General features: G+C 36.4%; 16 protein-coding genes. 10 read left to right on the top strand and 6 right to left on the bottom strand.

The window, feature by feature from the left end; all coding sequences use genetic code 11:
* Positions 1–68 precede the first annotated feature (68 nt).
* Positions 69–1,250, top strand: coding sequence for an AIR synthase related protein (locus DU508_RS16165; RefSeq protein WP_115403836.1), 1,182 nt, complete (start codon positions 69–71; stop codon positions 1,248–1,250).
* Positions 1,251–1,644: 394 nt separating this feature from the next.
* On the opposite strand, the gene DU508_RS16160 is transcribed toward DU508_RS16165, so the two are convergent.
* The 5 genes from DU508_RS16160 to DU508_RS16140 all read right to left on the bottom strand — a co-directional run bounded on the left by DU508_RS16160 (position 1,645) and on the right by DU508_RS16140 (position 4,451).
* Positions 1,645–1,866 carry a DUF2795 domain-containing protein gene (locus tag DU508_RS16160; RefSeq protein WP_010603503.1) on the bottom strand — a complete coding sequence of 74 codons (222 nt, stop codon included), beginning with the start codon at positions 1,864–1,866 and terminating at the stop codon, positions 1,645–1,647.
* 85 nt (positions 1,867–1,951) lie between these two features.
* Positions 1,952–2,500 (bottom strand): cob(I)yrinic acid a,c-diamide adenosyltransferase, encoded by a 549-nt coding sequence (locus tag DU508_RS16155; RefSeq protein ID WP_115403835.1) that lies wholly within the window; start codon positions 2,498–2,500, stop codon positions 1,952–1,954.
* Positions 2,501–2,581: 81 nt separating this feature from the next.
* Positions 2,582–3,340: an ABC transporter ATP-binding protein gene (locus DU508_RS16150; RefSeq protein WP_115403834.1), complete on the bottom strand. Its 759-nt coding sequence runs from the start codon at positions 3,338–3,340 to the stop codon at positions 2,582–2,584.
* A 92-nt stretch (positions 3,341–3,432) separates the two neighbouring features.
* On the bottom strand, positions 3,433–3,723 hold the full coding sequence (gatC, locus tag DU508_RS16145; protein ID WP_115403833.1) for an Asp-tRNA(Asn)/Glu-tRNA(Gln) amidotransferase subunit GatC: 291 nt from the start codon (positions 3,721–3,723) through the stop codon (positions 3,433–3,435).
* 2 nt (positions 3,724–3,725) lie between these two features.
* Positions 3,726–4,451: a lysophospholipid acyltransferase family protein gene (locus DU508_RS16140; protein ID WP_115403832.1), complete on the bottom strand. Its 726-nt coding sequence runs from the start codon at positions 4,449–4,451 to the stop codon at positions 3,726–3,728.
* A gap of 307 nt (positions 4,452–4,758) precedes the next feature.
* Here DU508_RS16140 and trpS point away from each other — a divergent pair, with 307 nt between their 5' ends.
* From trpS to DU508_RS16100, 9 genes are all read left to right on the top strand, one after another.
* A complete protein-coding gene (gene trpS, locus DU508_RS16135; RefSeq protein ID WP_115403831.1) occupies positions 4,759–5,757 on the top strand; it encodes a tryptophan--tRNA ligase in 999 nt (332 codons plus the stop codon).
* Positions 5,758–5,847: 90 nt separating this feature from the next.
* Positions 5,848–6,462 (top strand): deoxynucleoside kinase, encoded by a 615-nt coding sequence (locus DU508_RS16130; RefSeq protein ID WP_115403830.1) that lies wholly within the window; start codon positions 5,848–5,850, stop codon positions 6,460–6,462.
* A gap of 62 nt (positions 6,463–6,524) precedes the next feature.
* Complete coding sequence (gene kdsB, locus DU508_RS16125) at positions 6,525–7,310, top strand: 3-deoxy-manno-octulosonate cytidylyltransferase (protein ID WP_115403829.1); 786 nt, start codon at positions 6,525–6,527, stop codon at positions 7,308–7,310.
* 155 nt (positions 7,311–7,465) lie between these two features.
* On the top strand, positions 7,466–8,005 hold the full coding sequence (locus tag DU508_RS16120) for a hypothetical protein (RefSeq protein ID WP_115403828.1): 540 nt from the start codon (positions 7,466–7,468) through the stop codon (positions 8,003–8,005).
* A 280-nt stretch (positions 8,006–8,285) separates the two neighbouring features.
* Entirely contained in the window at positions 8,286–9,902 is a 1,617-nt protein-coding gene (locus tag DU508_RS16115) for a CTP synthase (RefSeq protein WP_115403827.1), read from the top strand.
* A gap of 20 nt (positions 9,903–9,922) precedes the next feature.
* Complete coding sequence (yidC, locus tag DU508_RS16110) at positions 9,923–11,722, top strand: membrane protein insertase YidC (protein WP_115403826.1); 1,800 nt, start codon at positions 9,923–9,925, stop codon at positions 11,720–11,722.
* A gap of 172 nt (positions 11,723–11,894) precedes the next feature.
* Positions 11,895–12,044: a hypothetical protein gene (locus DU508_RS23880; protein ID WP_158542190.1), complete on the top strand. Its 150-nt coding sequence runs from the start codon at positions 11,895–11,897 to the stop codon at positions 12,042–12,044.
* Positions 12,045–12,294: 250 nt separating this feature from the next.
* Positions 12,295–15,156, top strand: a complete 2,862-nt coding sequence (locus tag DU508_RS16105) for a S9 family peptidase (protein ID WP_115403825.1) — start codon at positions 12,295–12,297, stop codon at positions 15,154–15,156.
* A gap of 231 nt (positions 15,157–15,387) precedes the next feature.
* Entirely contained in the window at positions 15,388–16,659 is a 1,272-nt protein-coding gene (locus tag DU508_RS16100) for a nucleoside recognition domain-containing protein (RefSeq protein WP_115403824.1), read from the top strand.
* A 74-nt stretch (positions 16,660–16,733) separates the two neighbouring features.
* Here the strand turns inward: DU508_RS16100 and DU508_RS16095 are convergent, their stop codons facing one another.
* Positions 16,734–18,191, bottom strand: a complete 1,458-nt coding sequence (locus tag DU508_RS16095; protein ID WP_115403823.1) for a RagB/SusD family nutrient uptake outer membrane protein — start codon at positions 18,189–18,191, stop codon at positions 16,734–16,736.
* Positions 18,192–18,195: the final 4 nt, after the last annotated feature.

The following is an 18,195-nucleotide window of genomic DNA, read 5'->3' as shown; positions in this document are numbered from 1 at the left end:
TTTATGGTTTCAACTTTAGACTTCACAAACTTCTGACTCCCGACTTTTTCACTTATCTTTGCGCCAACATGAGTGATAACAGGTACAATCAACGCGGCGTTTCTGCCTCAAAAGAAGATGTGCACAATGCCATCAAAAACATCGATAAAGGAATTTTTCCAAAAGCGTTTTGCAAAATCATTCCCGATATTTTAGGTAGAGAAGATGATTATTGCAACATTATGCACGCCGATGGCGCTGGTACCAAATCATCTTTAGCTTATGTGTATTGGAAAGAAACCGGCGATATTTCCATTTGGAAAGGCATTGCACAGGATGCGATCATCATGAATATAGATGATTTGATATGTGTGGGTGCAACTGATCACATTCTGTTATCCTCAACAATTGGCCGTAATAAAAACTTAATTCCGGGTGAAGTTATTGCTGCTATAATCAATGGAACTGAAGAAATTTTGACCGATTTACGCGAACAAGGAATTTCCATTTATTCAACTGGTGGAGAAACAGCAGATGTCGGCGATTTAGTCAGAACAATCATTGTGGATTCTACAGTAACCTGTCGTTTAAAACGGGAAGATATCATCAGCAATGATAATATTAAACCAGGCGATGTTATTGTGGCCCTAGCATCATACGGACAGGCCACTTATGAAACAGAATATAACGGCGGAATGGGTTCAAATGGATTAACCTCTGCCCGTCATGATGTTTTTGAAAAATCTGTAGCAACCAGCTATCCTGAAAGTTTTGATCCTGCTGTACCATTTGATTTGGTTTTTTCTGGTAAAAAACAACTTACCGAAGAAATTGAAATTGAAGGGTTTGGAAAAACAACTATCGGAAAACTTGTACTTTCTCCTACCCGTACCTATGCGCCAGTGATCAAAAAAATACTGGGAAGCTACCGCAAGCAAATTAATGGCATTGTTCATTGCAGTGGTGGTGCTCAAACCAAAGTATTACACTTCATCAACGATGATATTCATGTTATAAAAGATAATTTATTTCCGGTTCCTCCTCTTTTTAAATTGATTCAGGAGCAGTCGGGAACAGATTGGAAAGAAATGTATAAAGTTTTCAATATGGGGCACCGCATGGAATTATATGTTCCGCAAGAAATTGCAGAAAGTATTGTTGAAATATCTAAAAGTTTCAACATCGATGCAAAAATCATCGGTCGTGTAGAAAAAGGCGAACAAAAACAAGTGACAATTACCAGCGAAAAGGGAACTTTTATTTATAATTAGAAGCCTTATGTAGGATCCATAAGAAACCCGAATAGAAATAACTATTCGGGTTTCTTATTTTATAATTTCCTTTTAAAACTAATTATTCCATTTTGGATTTAGCGTACAATTCAATGTTTAGTTGATATATTTTTATGTTTTATATCACAAACAACCTTTAGTTCAATAATTTAAACACTAATATACCAGCATGCCCTATAATTAAGGCACATCTTTCCTGAGCAGGAAACAGGCTGCAGAGGTCACTGAATATTTAAATGAAACAGACCGTTAAATTCAGAAGGCTACATTATTAATATTGATGCTTCTGGAAAAACTCATATATCTATTCCTGATCTCAGATAAAACAAAAAACCTCTCAACTTTCATTGGGAGGTTTTATCTTTTCAGGTTTTTAGTATTCATCCTCATTAAAAAAGAAGTCTTCTTTAGTAGGATAATCCGGCCAAATTTCCTCAATGGTTTCATATGGCTCGCCATCATCTTCTAATGCCTGTAAGTTTTCAATAACCTCTACCGGGGCACCAGAACGGATACCGTAATCAATTAATTCGTCTTTAGTTGCAGGCCATGGTGCGTCTTCCAAGTGCGATGCTAATTCTAATGTCCAATACATATCTTCAATTCAATTAAATTCTTGTTCTTAACAATGCGCAAAGTATATTAAAATTTTTGAGCAAAGCAAACTTATTTTTCCACTATTAAACACGAGGTACCCAAATATTTTCCTCTGCCTTAAAATCCATGTTCAGTTTTCGTGCCAAAACGAATAAATAATCGCTTAAACGATTTAAATAAACTGTTACACGCTCATCTACAAAGCTATTTTCTGCAAGTTCCACTGTCAATCTTTCAGCCCTTCTGCAAACGCATCTAGCAATATGACAGTAAGAAACCACAGTGTTTCCACCAGGCAAAATAAAATGTTTTAACGCGGGTAAAACCTCATTCATTGCATCCATCTCATTTTCCAGCATAATAATGTCGGCATCATGTAAATCAGGAATCTTCATCCTGGATTTTTCAGGGTCTGCTGCTAATGAAGCGCCCACCGTAAATAAACGATCTTGAACCTCCTTTAACAGCTGTTGATAATGAGGGTTAATATGCTGGCACATAATTAATCCTATATATGAATTTAACTCATCTACAGTCCCGTAAGCTTCAATGCGTAAATGATATTTAGGAACGCGGGTGCCGCCTATTAATGATGTTTGCCCCTTATCGCCTGTTTTAGTGTAGATTTTCATTTCAAGAAAGTTAAAGGTAGAAGGTTAAAAGTAAATGGTTTTAAACCTTAAATCCTATACCTCTAACCATAAACCTTAAAATTAATTTATTTTTTCCCAATCACTGCCACTATCTTTCAAAGCCTGTAATCGTGGAGAAACATTTTTTACATCAGTATTAACATAATCGTTTTCAATCAATCCATCACGCATACGAACAATGCGATGAGCATGTTGTGCAATATCTTCTTCGTGAGTTACCAGAATAATGGTGTTTCCTTTGCTGTGAATTTCTTCTAACAGCCCCATAATCTCAATGGAAGTTTTAGTATCCAGGTTACCTGTAGGCTCATCGGCAAGAATAATGGAAGGATCATTTATTAAGGCTCTTGCCACCGCAACACGTTGACGCTGACCACCTGATAATTCATTGGGTTTATGATCCATGCGATTTCCTAAACCTACATTTTCTAAAGCTTTAGCAGCTCTGGCCTGGCGATCTTTTTTACTGTTACCTGCATAAATTAAAGGCAAAGCAACATTATCCAATGATGTGGAACGAGGCAACAAGTTAAAAGTTTGAAAAACAAAGCCAATTTCCTTGTTGCGAACTTCAGCCAGAGCATCATCACTCATTTGACTAACATTTGTTCCGTTTAAAATATAAGTGCCGCTTGATGGGGTATCTAAACAACCTAAAATATTCATCAATGTTGATTTTCCAGAGCCTGATGGCCCCATCAAAGCAACAAATTCTCCCTTGTTAATATCTAAAGAAACTGATTTTAAAGCATGGATAACTTCTGATCCGATTACATATTTACGGCCAATTTCTTTTATGGTAATAAGTGGTTTCTCCATGTTTTTTCTTTTTTAGACAAGCGTAAAGGGTAAGATGTTACAAGAGGTCTGAAATATTCTCTTATTCTGCCAGGCTGTATCACGATTGAATATTATTTCTCAATAATTTTTGGAACCATGAAAAATTGATCAGTATGTTTCGCTGCATTCTTCAATCCATCGGCTGTAGAAATTTCTTGTTTAACCACATCTTCCCGCCAAACGTTGGTTGCCTCATTCATATAAACCAATGGTTTAACATTTGAAGTATCCAGCTCATTAAGTTTTTCCATGAAAGACAATATTTTGTTCATTTCCAGAATGAGTGTATCAACCTCTTTTTCATCGGTATGAATTCTTGCTAAATCGGCTATTTTATAAATGGTTTTTGCGTCTAAATTCATATCTAAATCAGCTTACTATCAATTAATTGAAAAACTTTTTCTTTTAACACATCCGAATCAACATCTGCCAATTCTGAAGTGTTAATCGGTTTGTGGACGTAAATATCGCAAATTCCGGGCTTACTTCCATATTTAGCGCCATCATCCCAATTTATTTTCCAAACATTGGTAATGCTCACAGGTACCAATGAAATATTTTTATCAATGGCTAACCGAAACGGACCATTTTTAAATTCTCCAAGTTTTGGCGGATAATGATCATCAATCTTTCCTTCAGGAAAAATGATTAAACTCATCCCTCTTTCTAAGTTTTCCCCAGCCTTTTTGAAAGCCCTGAATGCTGAAATCTTGCTTTCGCGATTAACAGAAATATCAATCGTTTTAAAAAATATACTTAATATGGGATTGTTTAACAGTTCATCTTTCCCCATAAAGTGAAACTTTCCATGGCACATGATACAAAACACCATGATATCAAGGTTTGATGTATGATTAGCACAATAAATGTAAGTTTGGTTGTAGTTTAACTTTTGTTCGTATTGATACCTAAAAAACACGCCAGATAACAAACTGCTAAAAAAACTATTCGCTTTTCTACACAAGTTTAGTATTCCATAATAATCCGGATTCCGCGAAGTGAAATAATACAGCGGATAAAATAAGATGAAGAAAAAAAGTATCCAGAATAAAAACCATACCCGGTGTACATGCCTTAAAAAGTGAATCATAGCTAATCAAAAATATAAAATAGTTTCATATTTAAATAAGCGTATTTAATACAAAAACCATTACAGCAAAAAAATGTATAATTGACATTTAAAGCACAGGCATTGTTTATTTTCACAACTTTTTAAAAAGATGTATGGAGGTTATTTAATCCTCAATTTATGCAGATGACGAATTTTTCACTTGCCGACAGCATTAACGGAAGTGATACGATCTAAGAATCATTACTATGGTTTCTTAAAAAATGTTCTCATTAAAATTTAACCGATATGTACTTTGCAAGTAATTTATTTTTAATTTCGTGCCATTATGAAAGAAACAGTGGTGAGCGGCATTCGCTCAACAGGAAAATTACATCTAGGTAATTATTACGGTGCGGTAAAAAACTTTGTGCAGATGCAAAATGATTACAACTGCTACTTTTTTATCGCCGATTTACACTCTTTAACCACACACCCCACTCCTGCCGATTTACATGGTAATATTAAACATGTTTTGGTTGAATACCTGGCCAGTGGAATCGATCCGGAAAACAGCACCATTTATATCCAGAGTGACGTTCCGGAAATAGCTGAACTTTATTTATACCTGAACATGAATGCCTATATGGGCGAGCTTGAGCGAAGCACATCATTTAAAGATAAAGTGCGTGCCAATCCTGATAACGTGAATGCAGGTTTATTAACTTATCCTGTTTTAATGGCTGCCGATATCTTAATCCATAAGGCTACAAAAGTGCCTGTGGGAAAAGATCAGGAGCAGCATTTAGAAATGGCCAGGACTTTTGGAAATCGTTTCAATAGATTATACCATACTGAATATTTCCCTGAGCCTTACGCTTTCAGTTACACTGAAAAGTTAGTTAAAGTACCAGGATTGGATGGTAAAGGAAAAATGGGGAAATCAGAAGGAGAAGCCAATGCAGTCTATTTATCAGATGATCCGGAAACGATTCGTAAGAAGGTAATGAGAGCGGTAAGTGACGGCGGACCAACAGAAGAAAACCAGGTAAAACCAGAACCAATTCAAAATTTATTTGATTTAATGAAGGTTGTTTCCAGCACTGATACACATCAACATTTCGATGATTTGTACAATAAAATGCAAATCCGTTATGGCGATTTCAAGAAACAGCTGGCAGAAGATATGATTATTGCCACTGCGCCAATGCGTGAGCGCATTCAGGAAATTGCAAAAGATGATTCATATTTGAGGCAGGTTGCCAAACACGGTGCTTTAAAAGCTCGTGAAAGTGCCCAGAAAACCATTAAAGAAGTCCGTAGTTTAATCGGATTTAAAAGTTTTTAATTAATTTAATAGATTTGAGGTCTGAGACATTAGATTTGAGCCCAACGCACATTCTCCCGTCTCAGATCTCAAATCTCATATCTAAAAAAGATGCACATAGCAATCGTAGGAAATATAGGTGCCGGAAAAACCACTTTAACAGGTTTACTGGCAAAAAATTATGGATGGGAAGCTTTATACGAAGCTGTGGACAACAACCCGTATCTGGAAGATTTTTATAGCGATATGAAGCGCTGGAGTTTCAATCTTCAGATTTATTTCCTAAACAGTCGTTTCCAGCAAATCACTGATATTGAAATAAATAAGCGCAACGTTATTCAGGATAGAACCATTTATGAAGATGCCCATATTTTTGCTGAAAATTTGCACGATATGGCTTTGATGACTACCCGTGATCATGATAATTACCGGGCCATTTTTGATAACGTCACTTCATTTATTAAACCCCCAGATTTATTGGTTTATCTGCGCGCATCTGTACCAACTTTAGTAAATAATATTCAACGTCGTGGCCGTGAATATGAAGCCGGCATTCGCATTGATTACCTTTCTAAGTTAAATGAAAAATATGAAGCCTGGATTAAAGGTTACAACTTAGGAAAGCTATTGATTTTGGATAAAGATAAATTGGATTTCACCAATAACCCTGAAGATTTGGGCACAGTGATTCAGGCAATTGAAGCTGAAATAAACGGACTTTTTTAAGCCCCACACTGAAGAGAGCGCTAGAGGTAAGATGAATAGGCTTGATTAGAATTACAGATAATATGAACGATGTGCATTCAAAATCTTTTTTAGACTTAAAAATTATCGGAATAATTCCTGCTCGTTACGCCTCTACCCGTTTTCCGGGAAAGCCATTAATTGATATTGCTGGAAAAAGCATGATTCAACGCGTTTACGAACAAGCATCTAAAGCAAAAAGTTTATCAAAAGTGGTTATTGCTACTGATGACGAACGAATTGCGGATGAGGTAAAAAGATTTGGCGGAGAATTTGTTTTCACATCATCAACGCATCAAAGCGGAACTGACCGATGTGCCGAAGTTATTGATCAATTACCGGAATTCGACATTGTAATTAATATCCAGGGGGATGAGCCATTTATTGAACCCGCTCAAATCGATTTGCTTGCAAGTTGTTTTATGGAAGAAAAAGTACAGCTGGCTACACTCATTAAACCTATTCAAAGTCAGGAAAGCATTTACAATCCCAATAGTCCGAAAGTTGTAATTGATGTAAATGGCAGGGCTATGTATTTTAGCCGAAGCCCTATTCCGTTTATCAGAAATGGCGAACCAGGCGTTTGGGCAGAAAAACATCAGTTCTACAAGCATATTGGCATTTATGGTTATAGAACGGAATCATTAAAAGCCATTACAAAGCTGCCTCCATCCTCTTTAGAAATTGCAGAAAGTTTGGAACAACTCCGCTGGATTGAGAATGGATTTTACATTCAAACAAAAGTTACGGATTTGGAAACCGTGGCGATTGATACACCTGAAGACCTTTTGAAGTTGAATAAATTACTTGAAGCTTTAAAACTGGAGTAATTTTTTAGCCACAGATTCGCAGATTAATATTTTAAATGGTTTCAAAAGTTGAAGCCATTTTCTTTATGGAAAAAAATCTGCGAATCTGTGGTAACCCCACTTTCTAATTCTGATTTAAAATATTTGATAGAAACTTAAAATTTGTAATTTCGAGAATGAGAAAATTACTGCTCCTAATCACAATCAGCATATTATTTTTAGCCTGCCAAACAGGCAAAAACGAAAAAGAAGATTCCATTGAGTTTAAAAATGTGAATCAAAGTGTCGCCAAATCATTTTCCGATTTAGAAAAGCTAGACACTTTTAACATCGAACTAACAGGAAGAAAACCAGAAGAAATGGTTTTAACTTTTACAATCAAAAATGCTGCAGGCAAAGAAATATATAATGTCAAATTAAAAGGAACTGATTTATTGGGCAGCACTGATCCAAATTTAGATTTGTCGAAAGAAAAAGCCCAGATTGTGTTTTTAAAAACCATAGCTGATGATTTTTTTGCCGAAGATAATTTTCTTGAGCCTGCGGTAATGCCTGAAGATAAAGCTGATAATTATGTGCCTGATAAAGTCCTTTACGAAGAATTAAAAAAATCAGGATTAAATGGTTTCAAATATCGATTAGGTAAAGAAAACAATATTTATATTGCCTGGAGCGAAAAAGAACAAAAAGTAAAAATTTATTATAACTGCTGCTAAACAAGATCGTTCTATTCCATTGCAGACGGGCATTCATTCAGCCTCCTTTTGTTTTTTTAAGAGTTGACAACTTTAATAGCAAATCAGAAAAAAAGTTGTCAACTCTGATGACTCAAAAGATTCAACAAAAAATAGTCAATCAGCTAATTTTCTGATAAACATATCATTATCATTTTTAAAATATCTAAATTTTAAGCCAACAGAAACGAGGAATTTTCATACCTTTGTATCCCGTACAAAAAGCGGCAATAATTACATTTTGCTGTAAAAAATCACAAACATGACTAAGTATATTTTTGTTACGGGCGGTGTTACTTCCTCTTTGGGTAAGGGCATCATTTCCGCATCTTTAGCTAAACTTTTACAGGCACGGGGCTACCGTGTAACCATTCAAAAATTCGATCCGTACATTAATATCGATCCTGGAACACTAAATCCATACGAGCATGGAGAATGCTTTGTTACAGAGGATGGTGCCGAAACGGATCTGGATCTTGGTCACTACGAGCGTTTTTTAAACGTTCCAACTTCACAGGCAAACAACATTACAACTGGTCGTATTTATCAAAACGTAATCAGCAAAGAGCGTAAAGGAGAATACTTAGGTAAAACCGTTCAGGTGGTGCCTCACATTACCGATGAGATTAAACGCAATATGCGTATTTTAGGCGAAAGCGGAGATTATGATATCATCATTACTGAGCTTGGCGGAACTGTTGGCGATATTGAATCATTACCATTTATCGAAGCCGTTCGTCAGTTTAAATGGGAAGAAGGAAACTCTAACGCCATTGTTATTCACTTAACTTTAGTGCCTTATTTAGCTGCTGCCGGCGAATTAAAAACTAAACCAACACAACACTCTGTTAAAGCATTATTAGAGTACGGTATTCAACCAGATATTTTGGTTTGCCGTACCGAACACCACTTAGGCGCCGACCTAAGAAAAAAAATCGCACTTTTCTGTAACGTTAACGTCAATGCGGTAATCGAATCAATGGATGCATCCACTATTTATGATGTGCCTTTGTTAATGATGAAAGAGCAACTGGACAAAACAGTTTTAGCGAAATTAAAACTTCCAACTAAAAGTGAACCAGATATGGAAAGCTGGAAAGACTTTCTTGGCCGTTTAAAAAATCCGACTGCCGAAGTTAAAATCGGTTTAATTGGTAAATATGTTGAATTACCTGATGCCTACAAATCAATTATTGAATCGTTTGTACACGCAGGCTCAAAAAATGAGTGCAAAGTTCGTGTGGAATATATTCACTCTGAAAGCATTTTCCCTGATAACGTAAAAGAGAAATTGGGTCATTTACATGGCGTTTTAGTTGCTCCAGGATTTGGTAGCCGGGGTATTGAGGGAAAAATTGACACAATTAAATATGTTCGTGAAAATAACATTCCTTTCTTTGGAATTTGCCTCGGCATGCAATGTGCCGTTATTGAGTTTGGACGTAATGTTTTAGGTTTGCAAGATGCACATACAACAGAAATTGAAGCCGATTCAAAAAATCCGGTGATCAATATGATGGAAGAGCAAAAAAACATTGTGAATATGGGTGGAACTATGCGTTTAGGCTCTTATCCTTGCGATATTAAAAAAGGAACCAAGGCTTTTTCAATTTACGGTAAGGCGCATATTAACGAACGTCACCGTCATCGTTATGAATTTAATAACGCTTATTTAAAGCAGTACGAAGAGGCTGGAATGATTGCATCCGGCATAAATCCACAAACCAATTTAGTTGAAATTGTGGAGCTTAAAAATCATCCTTTTTTCGTTGGTGGCCAGTTTCACCCAGAATTAAAATCAACAGTTGCTAATCCTCACCCACTTTTTGTTAAATTTGTCGCCGCTGCGATGGAGTTTGCGAAAAAGAAAACGAATTAAAAAGCAGTATAACAAATATAATGGATAGAAATACCTTTACAGGATTATTCCTGATTATGATCATTCTGGCCGGATCATTCTACTTTTTTGGGCCGAATGATGCTGAAATAAAAAAAGAAAATGCCAGGATTGACTCTACAAAAAGAGCCGATTCACTAAGAAATGCTGGTATTAAACCAGTCCAAAAAGATACTTCTGCTGTAATCGCAACACCAGTTGCTGATTCATCGGCCATAAAAGGTCCTTTCGGAACTGCTTTAAACGGAACAGAATCGAACACCTTACTGGAAAATGAAAACTTAATCATCACGTTAAGCAATAAAGGCGGAAAAATCTCGTCAGTGCAGGTTAAAGGGCAAAAAACTTATACCGGCAAGCCTCTTATTTTATTTGATGGTAGTGCGAACAAGTTTGGCTTAACGTTAAATGCTGCAGGTAAAGTAATCAACACAAACGACTTGTACTTTACCCCTACAAAAACCGGAAACACTGTTACTATGCGGGCTAACTATAACGCCGATGCATATGTAGAATATGTTTACGACTTAAAGGGATTAACCAATAAAGTTGGTTTTAATATTAACCTGGTTGGTTTGCAACAAGTAATAGCTGGCAATAATATTGGCTTAAACTGGCAAACTACTTTGTTACAACAAGAAAAATCCATAGAAAGCGAGCATCGTTATTCTGCACCGTATTATAAATATTTAGATGGCGATGTAGATCACTTAAGCGTTTCTAAAGATGAGAAAGAAGAACTATCAAAAGGCAAAATTCAATGGTTTTCTTTTAAACAGCACTTTTTCTCAGCAACATTAATTGCAAAACAAGGATTTGAAAAAGGGAGTTTAGAAGTTAAGATTCCTACAGCACCTGGTCAGGTAAAATTTTATGATGCCAACATGGAATTACCTTACACGCATACTGCAACTCAGGTTTACGATTTGGAATTCTACTTTGGTACAAATAAATTCTCAGCCTTAAAAGATCAGGGTTATGAATTGGAGAAACAAGTAGATTTAGGTTATTGGCCGCTGAAATACATCAACCGTTTCATTGTATTACCCGTGTTTAATTTCCTTAACAATTTCGGATGGAACTTTGGCTTAATTATCCTGGTGCTAACCATCTTGTTAAAAGTAGCCTTGTCGCCGCTTACCTATAAGTCATATTTATCTATGGCTAAAATGAGGGTTTTAAAACCAGAAATGGATGAAATTAAAGCTAAAGTGGGCGAAGATAATCCAACATTGGTTCAACAGGAATATTTAAAACTCTATAAAAAGGCTGGTGTAAATCCACTGGGTGGTTGTTTGCCAATGCTTTTACAATTGCCTTTGGTAATGGCTTTCTTCTTCTTCTTCCCTAACCTTTTTGAGTTACGTGGCGAGAGTTTCTTGTGGATGAAAGATTTATCAACTTATGATGAGTTTATTAAATTTGGCTTTAAAGTTCCATTTATTGGCGACCACTTAAGTTTGATGTGTGTTTTAATGACCATCTCTACCTTAATCATGACTTACTTTAACAATCAGGTTTCGGGCGCAACTGGTCAGATGAAATACATTGGTTATATCATGCCAATCATTTTCTTAGGGGTTTTAAATAGCTATCCTGCAGGATTAAACTATTATTATTTCTTAGCGAATTTAATGACTTTCGGACAGCAGTTTTTAATTCGTAAAATGGTGGATGATGATAAAATTCATGCTTTGATCCAACAAAACAAAGCCAGACCAGCTGACGAGAAAAAGAAAAAATCTAAATTTCAGCAGCGTTTGGATGACTATATGCGTCAACAACAACAAGCTAAAAAATAATTATTCAATTATAATTGGCAAAACCTCGATCACATTCGCGATCGAGGTTTTTTGTTTTTGGTGGTTAAGCACAATGCATAAAACACCAAACATGAACGGTTATCTTCCTGAACTCGTTTCAGGATCTTAATGGCAGGAATACATAGTAAGAAAAATGCTGAAATAATTCGGCATGATGTGGTGGTTAGGCACAATGTATAAAGCACCTAACATGAACGGTCGTCCTCCTGAACTCGTTTCAGGATCTTTATTGACAGGAACGCATAGTAAGAAAGGTGCTGAAATAATTCGGCATGATGTGGTGGTTAGGCACAATGTATAAAGCACCTAACATGAACGGTCGTCCTCCTGAACTCGTTTCAGGATCTTAATGGCAGGAACGCATAGTAAGATAAGGTGCTGAAATAATTCGGCATGATGTAATGGCCAAGTCAAACGAATTAAGCATAACACTGGCAGTCTTAAAATAAACACCTTTTAATTGTAATATTTGGCATACAAGTTTCCAAATCAGCTAAAAATTTACAATTTTAGAAGATTAAAATCCCAACCAACAAATAATCATTTCTAAAATGCAAAAGAGACTAACAATCATCCTGTTTTTCGTTGTCAGCTTTGCCTATGCACAAAAAAAACCTTTAGATCATACTGTTTATGATAAATGGGAGTCGATAGGAACAAAGCAATTATCAAACAATGGCCAATGGGCCATGTATGGAGTATTGCAACAAGAAGGCGATGCACAACTTTACATCACGAATCTTAAAACCAATGCTAAATTAAATATCCCACGGGGGATGAATTCACAGTTTAGTAATGATTCCAAGTTTGCCGCGTTCAATATTCGTCCGTTAAACGAGAATATTCGTCAGGCTAAAATTAAAAAGAAAAAGCCAGATGAAATGCCCAAAGACTCTTTAGGTATTGTAAACTTAACAACAAATGCAGTTACTAAAATTGCCCGGGTAAAATCATTTAAATTTCCTGAAGATGGTTCTGGTGTGATGGCCTATTTAACTGAAAAACCTGATACTGCTAAAAATGTTACTAAACCTGCAGAGAAAAAGGACTCAGCATTTGATTTGGCAGATGATGATCCTGTGGCTGGCAAAGGAAAAACTGAAGAAGGAACTGATTTAGTGGTTAAAAATCTTTTAACTGGAGTAGACAAAACCTATAAATTCGTTACTGATTATTCATTCAGCAAAAACGGGAAATTATTGGTTTTTGCTTGCAGCGGCTCTAAAAAAGACAAAACAGCCCCTCAAGGTGTATATTTATTAAATACCGAAAAAGGAACACTCAAAACCTTGGTAAAAGGAAAAGGCAGTTTCAAAAATTTTGCATTTGATGAGGATAGTGAGCATCTGGCTTTTGTTGGTGAACAAGATCCTGAAAAACAAGAAATAAAAAATTATAATGTTTACTACAACTCATTGAGTTTAGACACTGCCCAAACCATTGTAGATTATGATATGCCAGGGTTACCTGCAAAGTGGTCAGTAAATGGTGATGGAAGAGTAACATTCAGTAAAGATGGTAAAAAGCTGTTCTTTGGCATCTCTCCTGTTAAAAAAGCAAAAGACACTACAATTGTTGACTTTGAAGTCGCGAAGGTTGATGTTTGGAATTACAAAGATGATTACCTGCAACCAATGCAGCTGAAAAATGTTGATCGTGACAGCAAGAAAAGCTATTTATCTGTGATTGATGTTTTTAGCAGCGATCCAAAAGTAATTCCATTAACTGATTTAACCTTACCAGATGCAAATATGGTTAACGAAGGGAATGCAAATTTTGTTTTGGCATCAACTGATTATGGTCGTAGAATTGAATCACAATGGAGCGGTTCAACCTCAAAAGACTATTATTTGGTTGATACTAAAAATGGCCAGCGCAAGAAAATCATCACAGGCTTGAATGGATATGCAATGGCGTCACCTGGCGGAAATTATATTTTATATTTCGATAGAAAAAATGGAAACTGGTACACTTATGTTGTGGCCAGCGGAAAAACCGTAGCCTTAACAGAAAGCTTAAATGTGAAATTTGTTGATGAGGACAATGACGTTCCTGATCTTCCATCTGCTTATGGAATTGCAACCTGGACTGAGGGTGATAAGGCCGTTTTACTGAATGATAGATACGATATCTGGTCGTTTTCACCTGATGGAAAATCTCAACCTAAAAACATTACTGCAGGATTCGGAAGAACAAATAAAATCACATTCCGGTATGAAAGAGCTCAGCAAGAAAACAGATTTGAAAGAAACATTGATAATAAATTTGTTAAAGCGAATGAACTGGTTTGGTTAAGTGGTTTTAACAACGTAACTAAAGAAAACGGATTTTATCGTACCAATGTTGGCGCAGTAAAAGCACCTGACCTGGTTGTAATGACTAAAAATAAATATTCCAATTTAATTAAAGCTAAAAATGCTGATGTTTATATTTTCGATAAAGGTAACTATGTAGCATCACCAAATGTTTATGTAACTACAGATTTTAAAACCGAAACCAAACTAACCAATACCAATCCGCAGCAACAAAATTATAATTGGGGAACTGCAGAGCTGGTAAAGTGGACCACTCCAAAAGGTTACCAGGCTGAAGGTATTTTATATAAGCCTGAAAACTTCGACCCAAATAAGAAATATCCAATGATTGCTTATTTCTACGAAAAGCTTTCAGATGGTTTATATAGTTATCAAGCTCCGGCACCTACCCCTTCCCGATTGAATATTTCATTCTTTGTAAGCAACGGGTATTTGGTTTTTGCTCCCGATATTAGCTATGAAACCGGGCATCCCGGACAATCGGCAGTTGAATTTATTAACTCAGGCGTAGAAAGCTTAAAGAAAAACAGTTGGGTTGATGGCAGCAAAATCGGTATTCAAGGTCAAAGCTGGGGCGGTTACCAGGTTGCATATTTAATTACTCAAAATGATATGTATGCTGCCGCATGGGCTGGTGCTCCGGTGGTAAACATGACATCTGCTTACGGTGGTATCCGTTGGGAAAGTGGAATGAATCGCCAGTTCCAATATGAGAAAACGCAAAGCCGAATTGGTGCAAATCTTTGGGAAAAACCTGAGTTGTATTTAGAAAACTCTCCATTATTTATGTTTCCTAAAGTAAATACACCAGTGGTGGTAATGGCTAATGATGCAGACGGAGCCGTGCCCTGGTATCAGGGTATTGAAATGTTCACAGGTTTACGTCGTTTAGGTAAACCTGTTTGGATGTTAAACTACAATGGCGAAGCTCATAACCTTGTTCAACGTCAAAACCGTAAAGACATTCAAATTCGTGAGCAACAGTTTTTTGATCACTACCTGAAAGGTGCTAAGGCTCCTGCCTGGATGACCAGCGGTATCCCTGCAACTGAAAAAGGAAAAACATGGGGTTTTGAATTAACAGATGATAAACCTTAACTAGTCAGATGTCGGGAGTCCGATGTCAGAAGATAAAATCCGTAGTCAATAGTTTCTGTTATTGGCTACGGATTTTATTTTTGGATAAACTCTGATCCCTTGATTTGAATCAAAATTGACTGATAATTAGTATCCAAACTTCCGACAGCCGGTCTTCTGACTTCTGACTCTTTATGATTTTTAAAGTAAAAAAGCTAATTTACACCCTTCAAAATAAACTAAACAACCCTAATGGCATTAAGTAGAATCTGGTCTGCATTTATTATTGTAGCAATACTGGTAGCAACGATTAAATGTATCTTTTTTGGACAAACAGAAATTTTTAGCTGGATGGTTACCGGTAGAGCAGACGACCCAACAAACTTAACGAAGATTAATGGCATCATTGAAACCTGCTGGACTTCAGTAGAGTTATGCCTGAAATTAATTGGCATATTAGCCCTGTTTATGGGTTTTATGAGCATTGCAGAAAGAGCTGGTGGAATTCGTTTATTATCCAGAATTGTTGGCCCGTTTTTCTCTAAACTTTTCCCGGAAATCCCTAAAGGACATCCATCTATGGGACACATGATCATGAATTTCTCTGCCAATCTGCTGGGTTTAGATAATGCGGCAACACCCTTCGGTTTAAAAGCGATGGAAAGTTTACAGGAACTGAACCCGAATAAAGATACTGCCAGTAATTCACAGTTAATGTTTTTATGTTTGCACGCTGCAGGATTAAGCCTCATCCCTGTAAGTGTTATTGCTATCCGTGCTTCGCAAAATGCTTCAGATCCTACAGATGTTTTTATTCCTTGTTTAATTGTAACTTTCGTTGGTACAATGGCCGCTATGTTAATTGTATCATTTAAGCAAAAAATTAATTTGTTTCAGCCAGTTATTATCGGCTGGATATTGAGTATTTCCGTTATCATAGCCCTATTGGTTTTTTATGTGACCACTTTGGATGCTGACGGAATTAAATCGTTTTCGGGATTGTTGAGCAATGGGCTTATCTTACTTGTTTTTTTCCTCATTGTTTTAGGGGGGATTTATAAAAAAATTGATGTTTTTGATGCCTTTATTGATGGCGCTAAAAACGGTTTCGAAACGGCTGTTAAAATTATTCCTTATTTAGTAGGTATGCTGGTAGCGATAAGCATGTTACGCACCAGCGGCACATTTGATGTTGTGATTATGGGCATTAAAAATTTATTTGTAATGCTAGGGGCAGATACTCGTTTTGTGGAAGCTTTGCCTACAGCATTAATCAGGCCTTTAAGTGGTGGTGCAGCCAGAGGAATGATGGTTGATACCATGACCGCTTATGGGGCAGATTCTTTCCCAAGTAAACTATCTGGAATTTTCCAGGGTGCTTCTGATACAACATTTTATGTGATTGCCGTGTATTTTGGTTCTGTAAGCATAAAAAACACACGCTACGCCGTTGGTGCAATGTTATTGGCAGATTTAGTAGGCGTTTGTACTGCAATTAGCCTTGCGTATTTGTTTTTTGGATAGAGAAATTATATTAATAAATAAAAAATCCCTGCCCGATAGTTTCCGGCAGGGATTTTTGCCTCCAATAATCTATTTTAATATCCAGGATTTTGCTGTGCTTTTATTCCGGGATTTGCATTTATTTCAGTTTGTGGAATCGGAAGAAGTGTTTTATTAAAAGTTCTGTCAATTGTTTTCGGTCTACTGGTAATCGTTAAACCGCCAAATTCATCATTATAAGTGATTGATTTGTTTGTTCTGATCAGATCGAAAAAACGGTGTCCTTCACCATATAGCTCCTTACTTTTTTCATCAAGAATCATGTCAACCGTAACAGTTGCGGCTGTTGCAGGTATTAAAGATGGATTTCGTTGACGAATTGCATTCAGATAATCGGCAGCCTTCGTTGCATTTGTTGGAAGAGCAGCTTCTGCAGCAATTAAATACATTTCAGATAGGCGAATTAGCTTAATATTAACTGCAGTATTATTTGCCGTACTTTTATCACCAGCCAATGCAATACTTCCGCTGTATTTATAAAGCGCCCCTAATCTTGTAGCTGAACTTTCATCACGTGCCATGATACCTCGTCTAATATCACTTGTACCTTGATTTAAACGATTTAAAAAATCTGTACTGGAATAGAAAAACCCTAAGGCTGCTGTTGTTCCAACATTTCTGTTCCTTTGATAAACACCAAGTGAACCCGTACCAAGGTCATTCTCCAATGGATTAACACCTAATTCAAAAATAGACTCCGATCCATATTGACTTTTCCATGAGTCCACCCATGTTGAATTGCTGTAAAGGGTATATAAACTTGTTGCAGCTATTACTTCCTCGGCAGCCAATAACGATTTAGGCATATCATTCATATACAAATAAACCCTGGCTTGTATAGCTTTATTAGCATAATAATTAATATATCCATTTAATTTTGTTTTAGGTAATAATGGAGCAGCATCTGTTAAATCTTTCACAATTTGATTATAAGTTTGTGCAACTGTAGAACGTAATGGCTGGGCGCCATACCCCTGCCTTGTTAAGATTAATGGAACTCCAAATGATTGATTATTATCAGTATAAGCTTTTCCGTATAATCTAACCAGATCGAAATACATTAAAGCCCTTGCTGTTAAAGCCTGTCCCTTGTATGTGTCGAATCCACTAGTTCCCAGCGCCTCCTGTTTAGCAATTTCTTCGAGAAGATAATTCGCTTGAAGAATGCAATTATAAATCTGTGACCAGAAACCTGAAAAACTATTTGTATTTGCATTTTGATTGAACGTATATAATGCATCTAAACCACGCCCTTGGGAGTAAACTGTCATGTCTCCTCCTTTAACATCTCCATACATAAACAAATTTCTGCCATAATAAGATGCGTCGGTCATCTGGTTCATGATCCCATTAATTAATATCTGTGCATCCCTGGGGGTTTGAATCGCCCTATTTGCATCAGCTGAATTACTGGGGGTCATATCTAAAAACTTTTTACATGATAGTATACTTAACATGAAGATACTGATCAGTATGATGTTTATTCTTTTCATATTT

This window comes from Pedobacter chinensis (assembly GCF_003339865.1).
In the GTDB taxonomy this organism is placed as follows: Bacteria; Bacteroidota; Bacteroidia; order Sphingobacteriales; family Sphingobacteriaceae; genus Pedobacter; species Pedobacter chinensis.
Note: the sequence above shows the minus strand (reverse complement) of the source record. Positions and strands in the feature narration are given on the sequence as shown.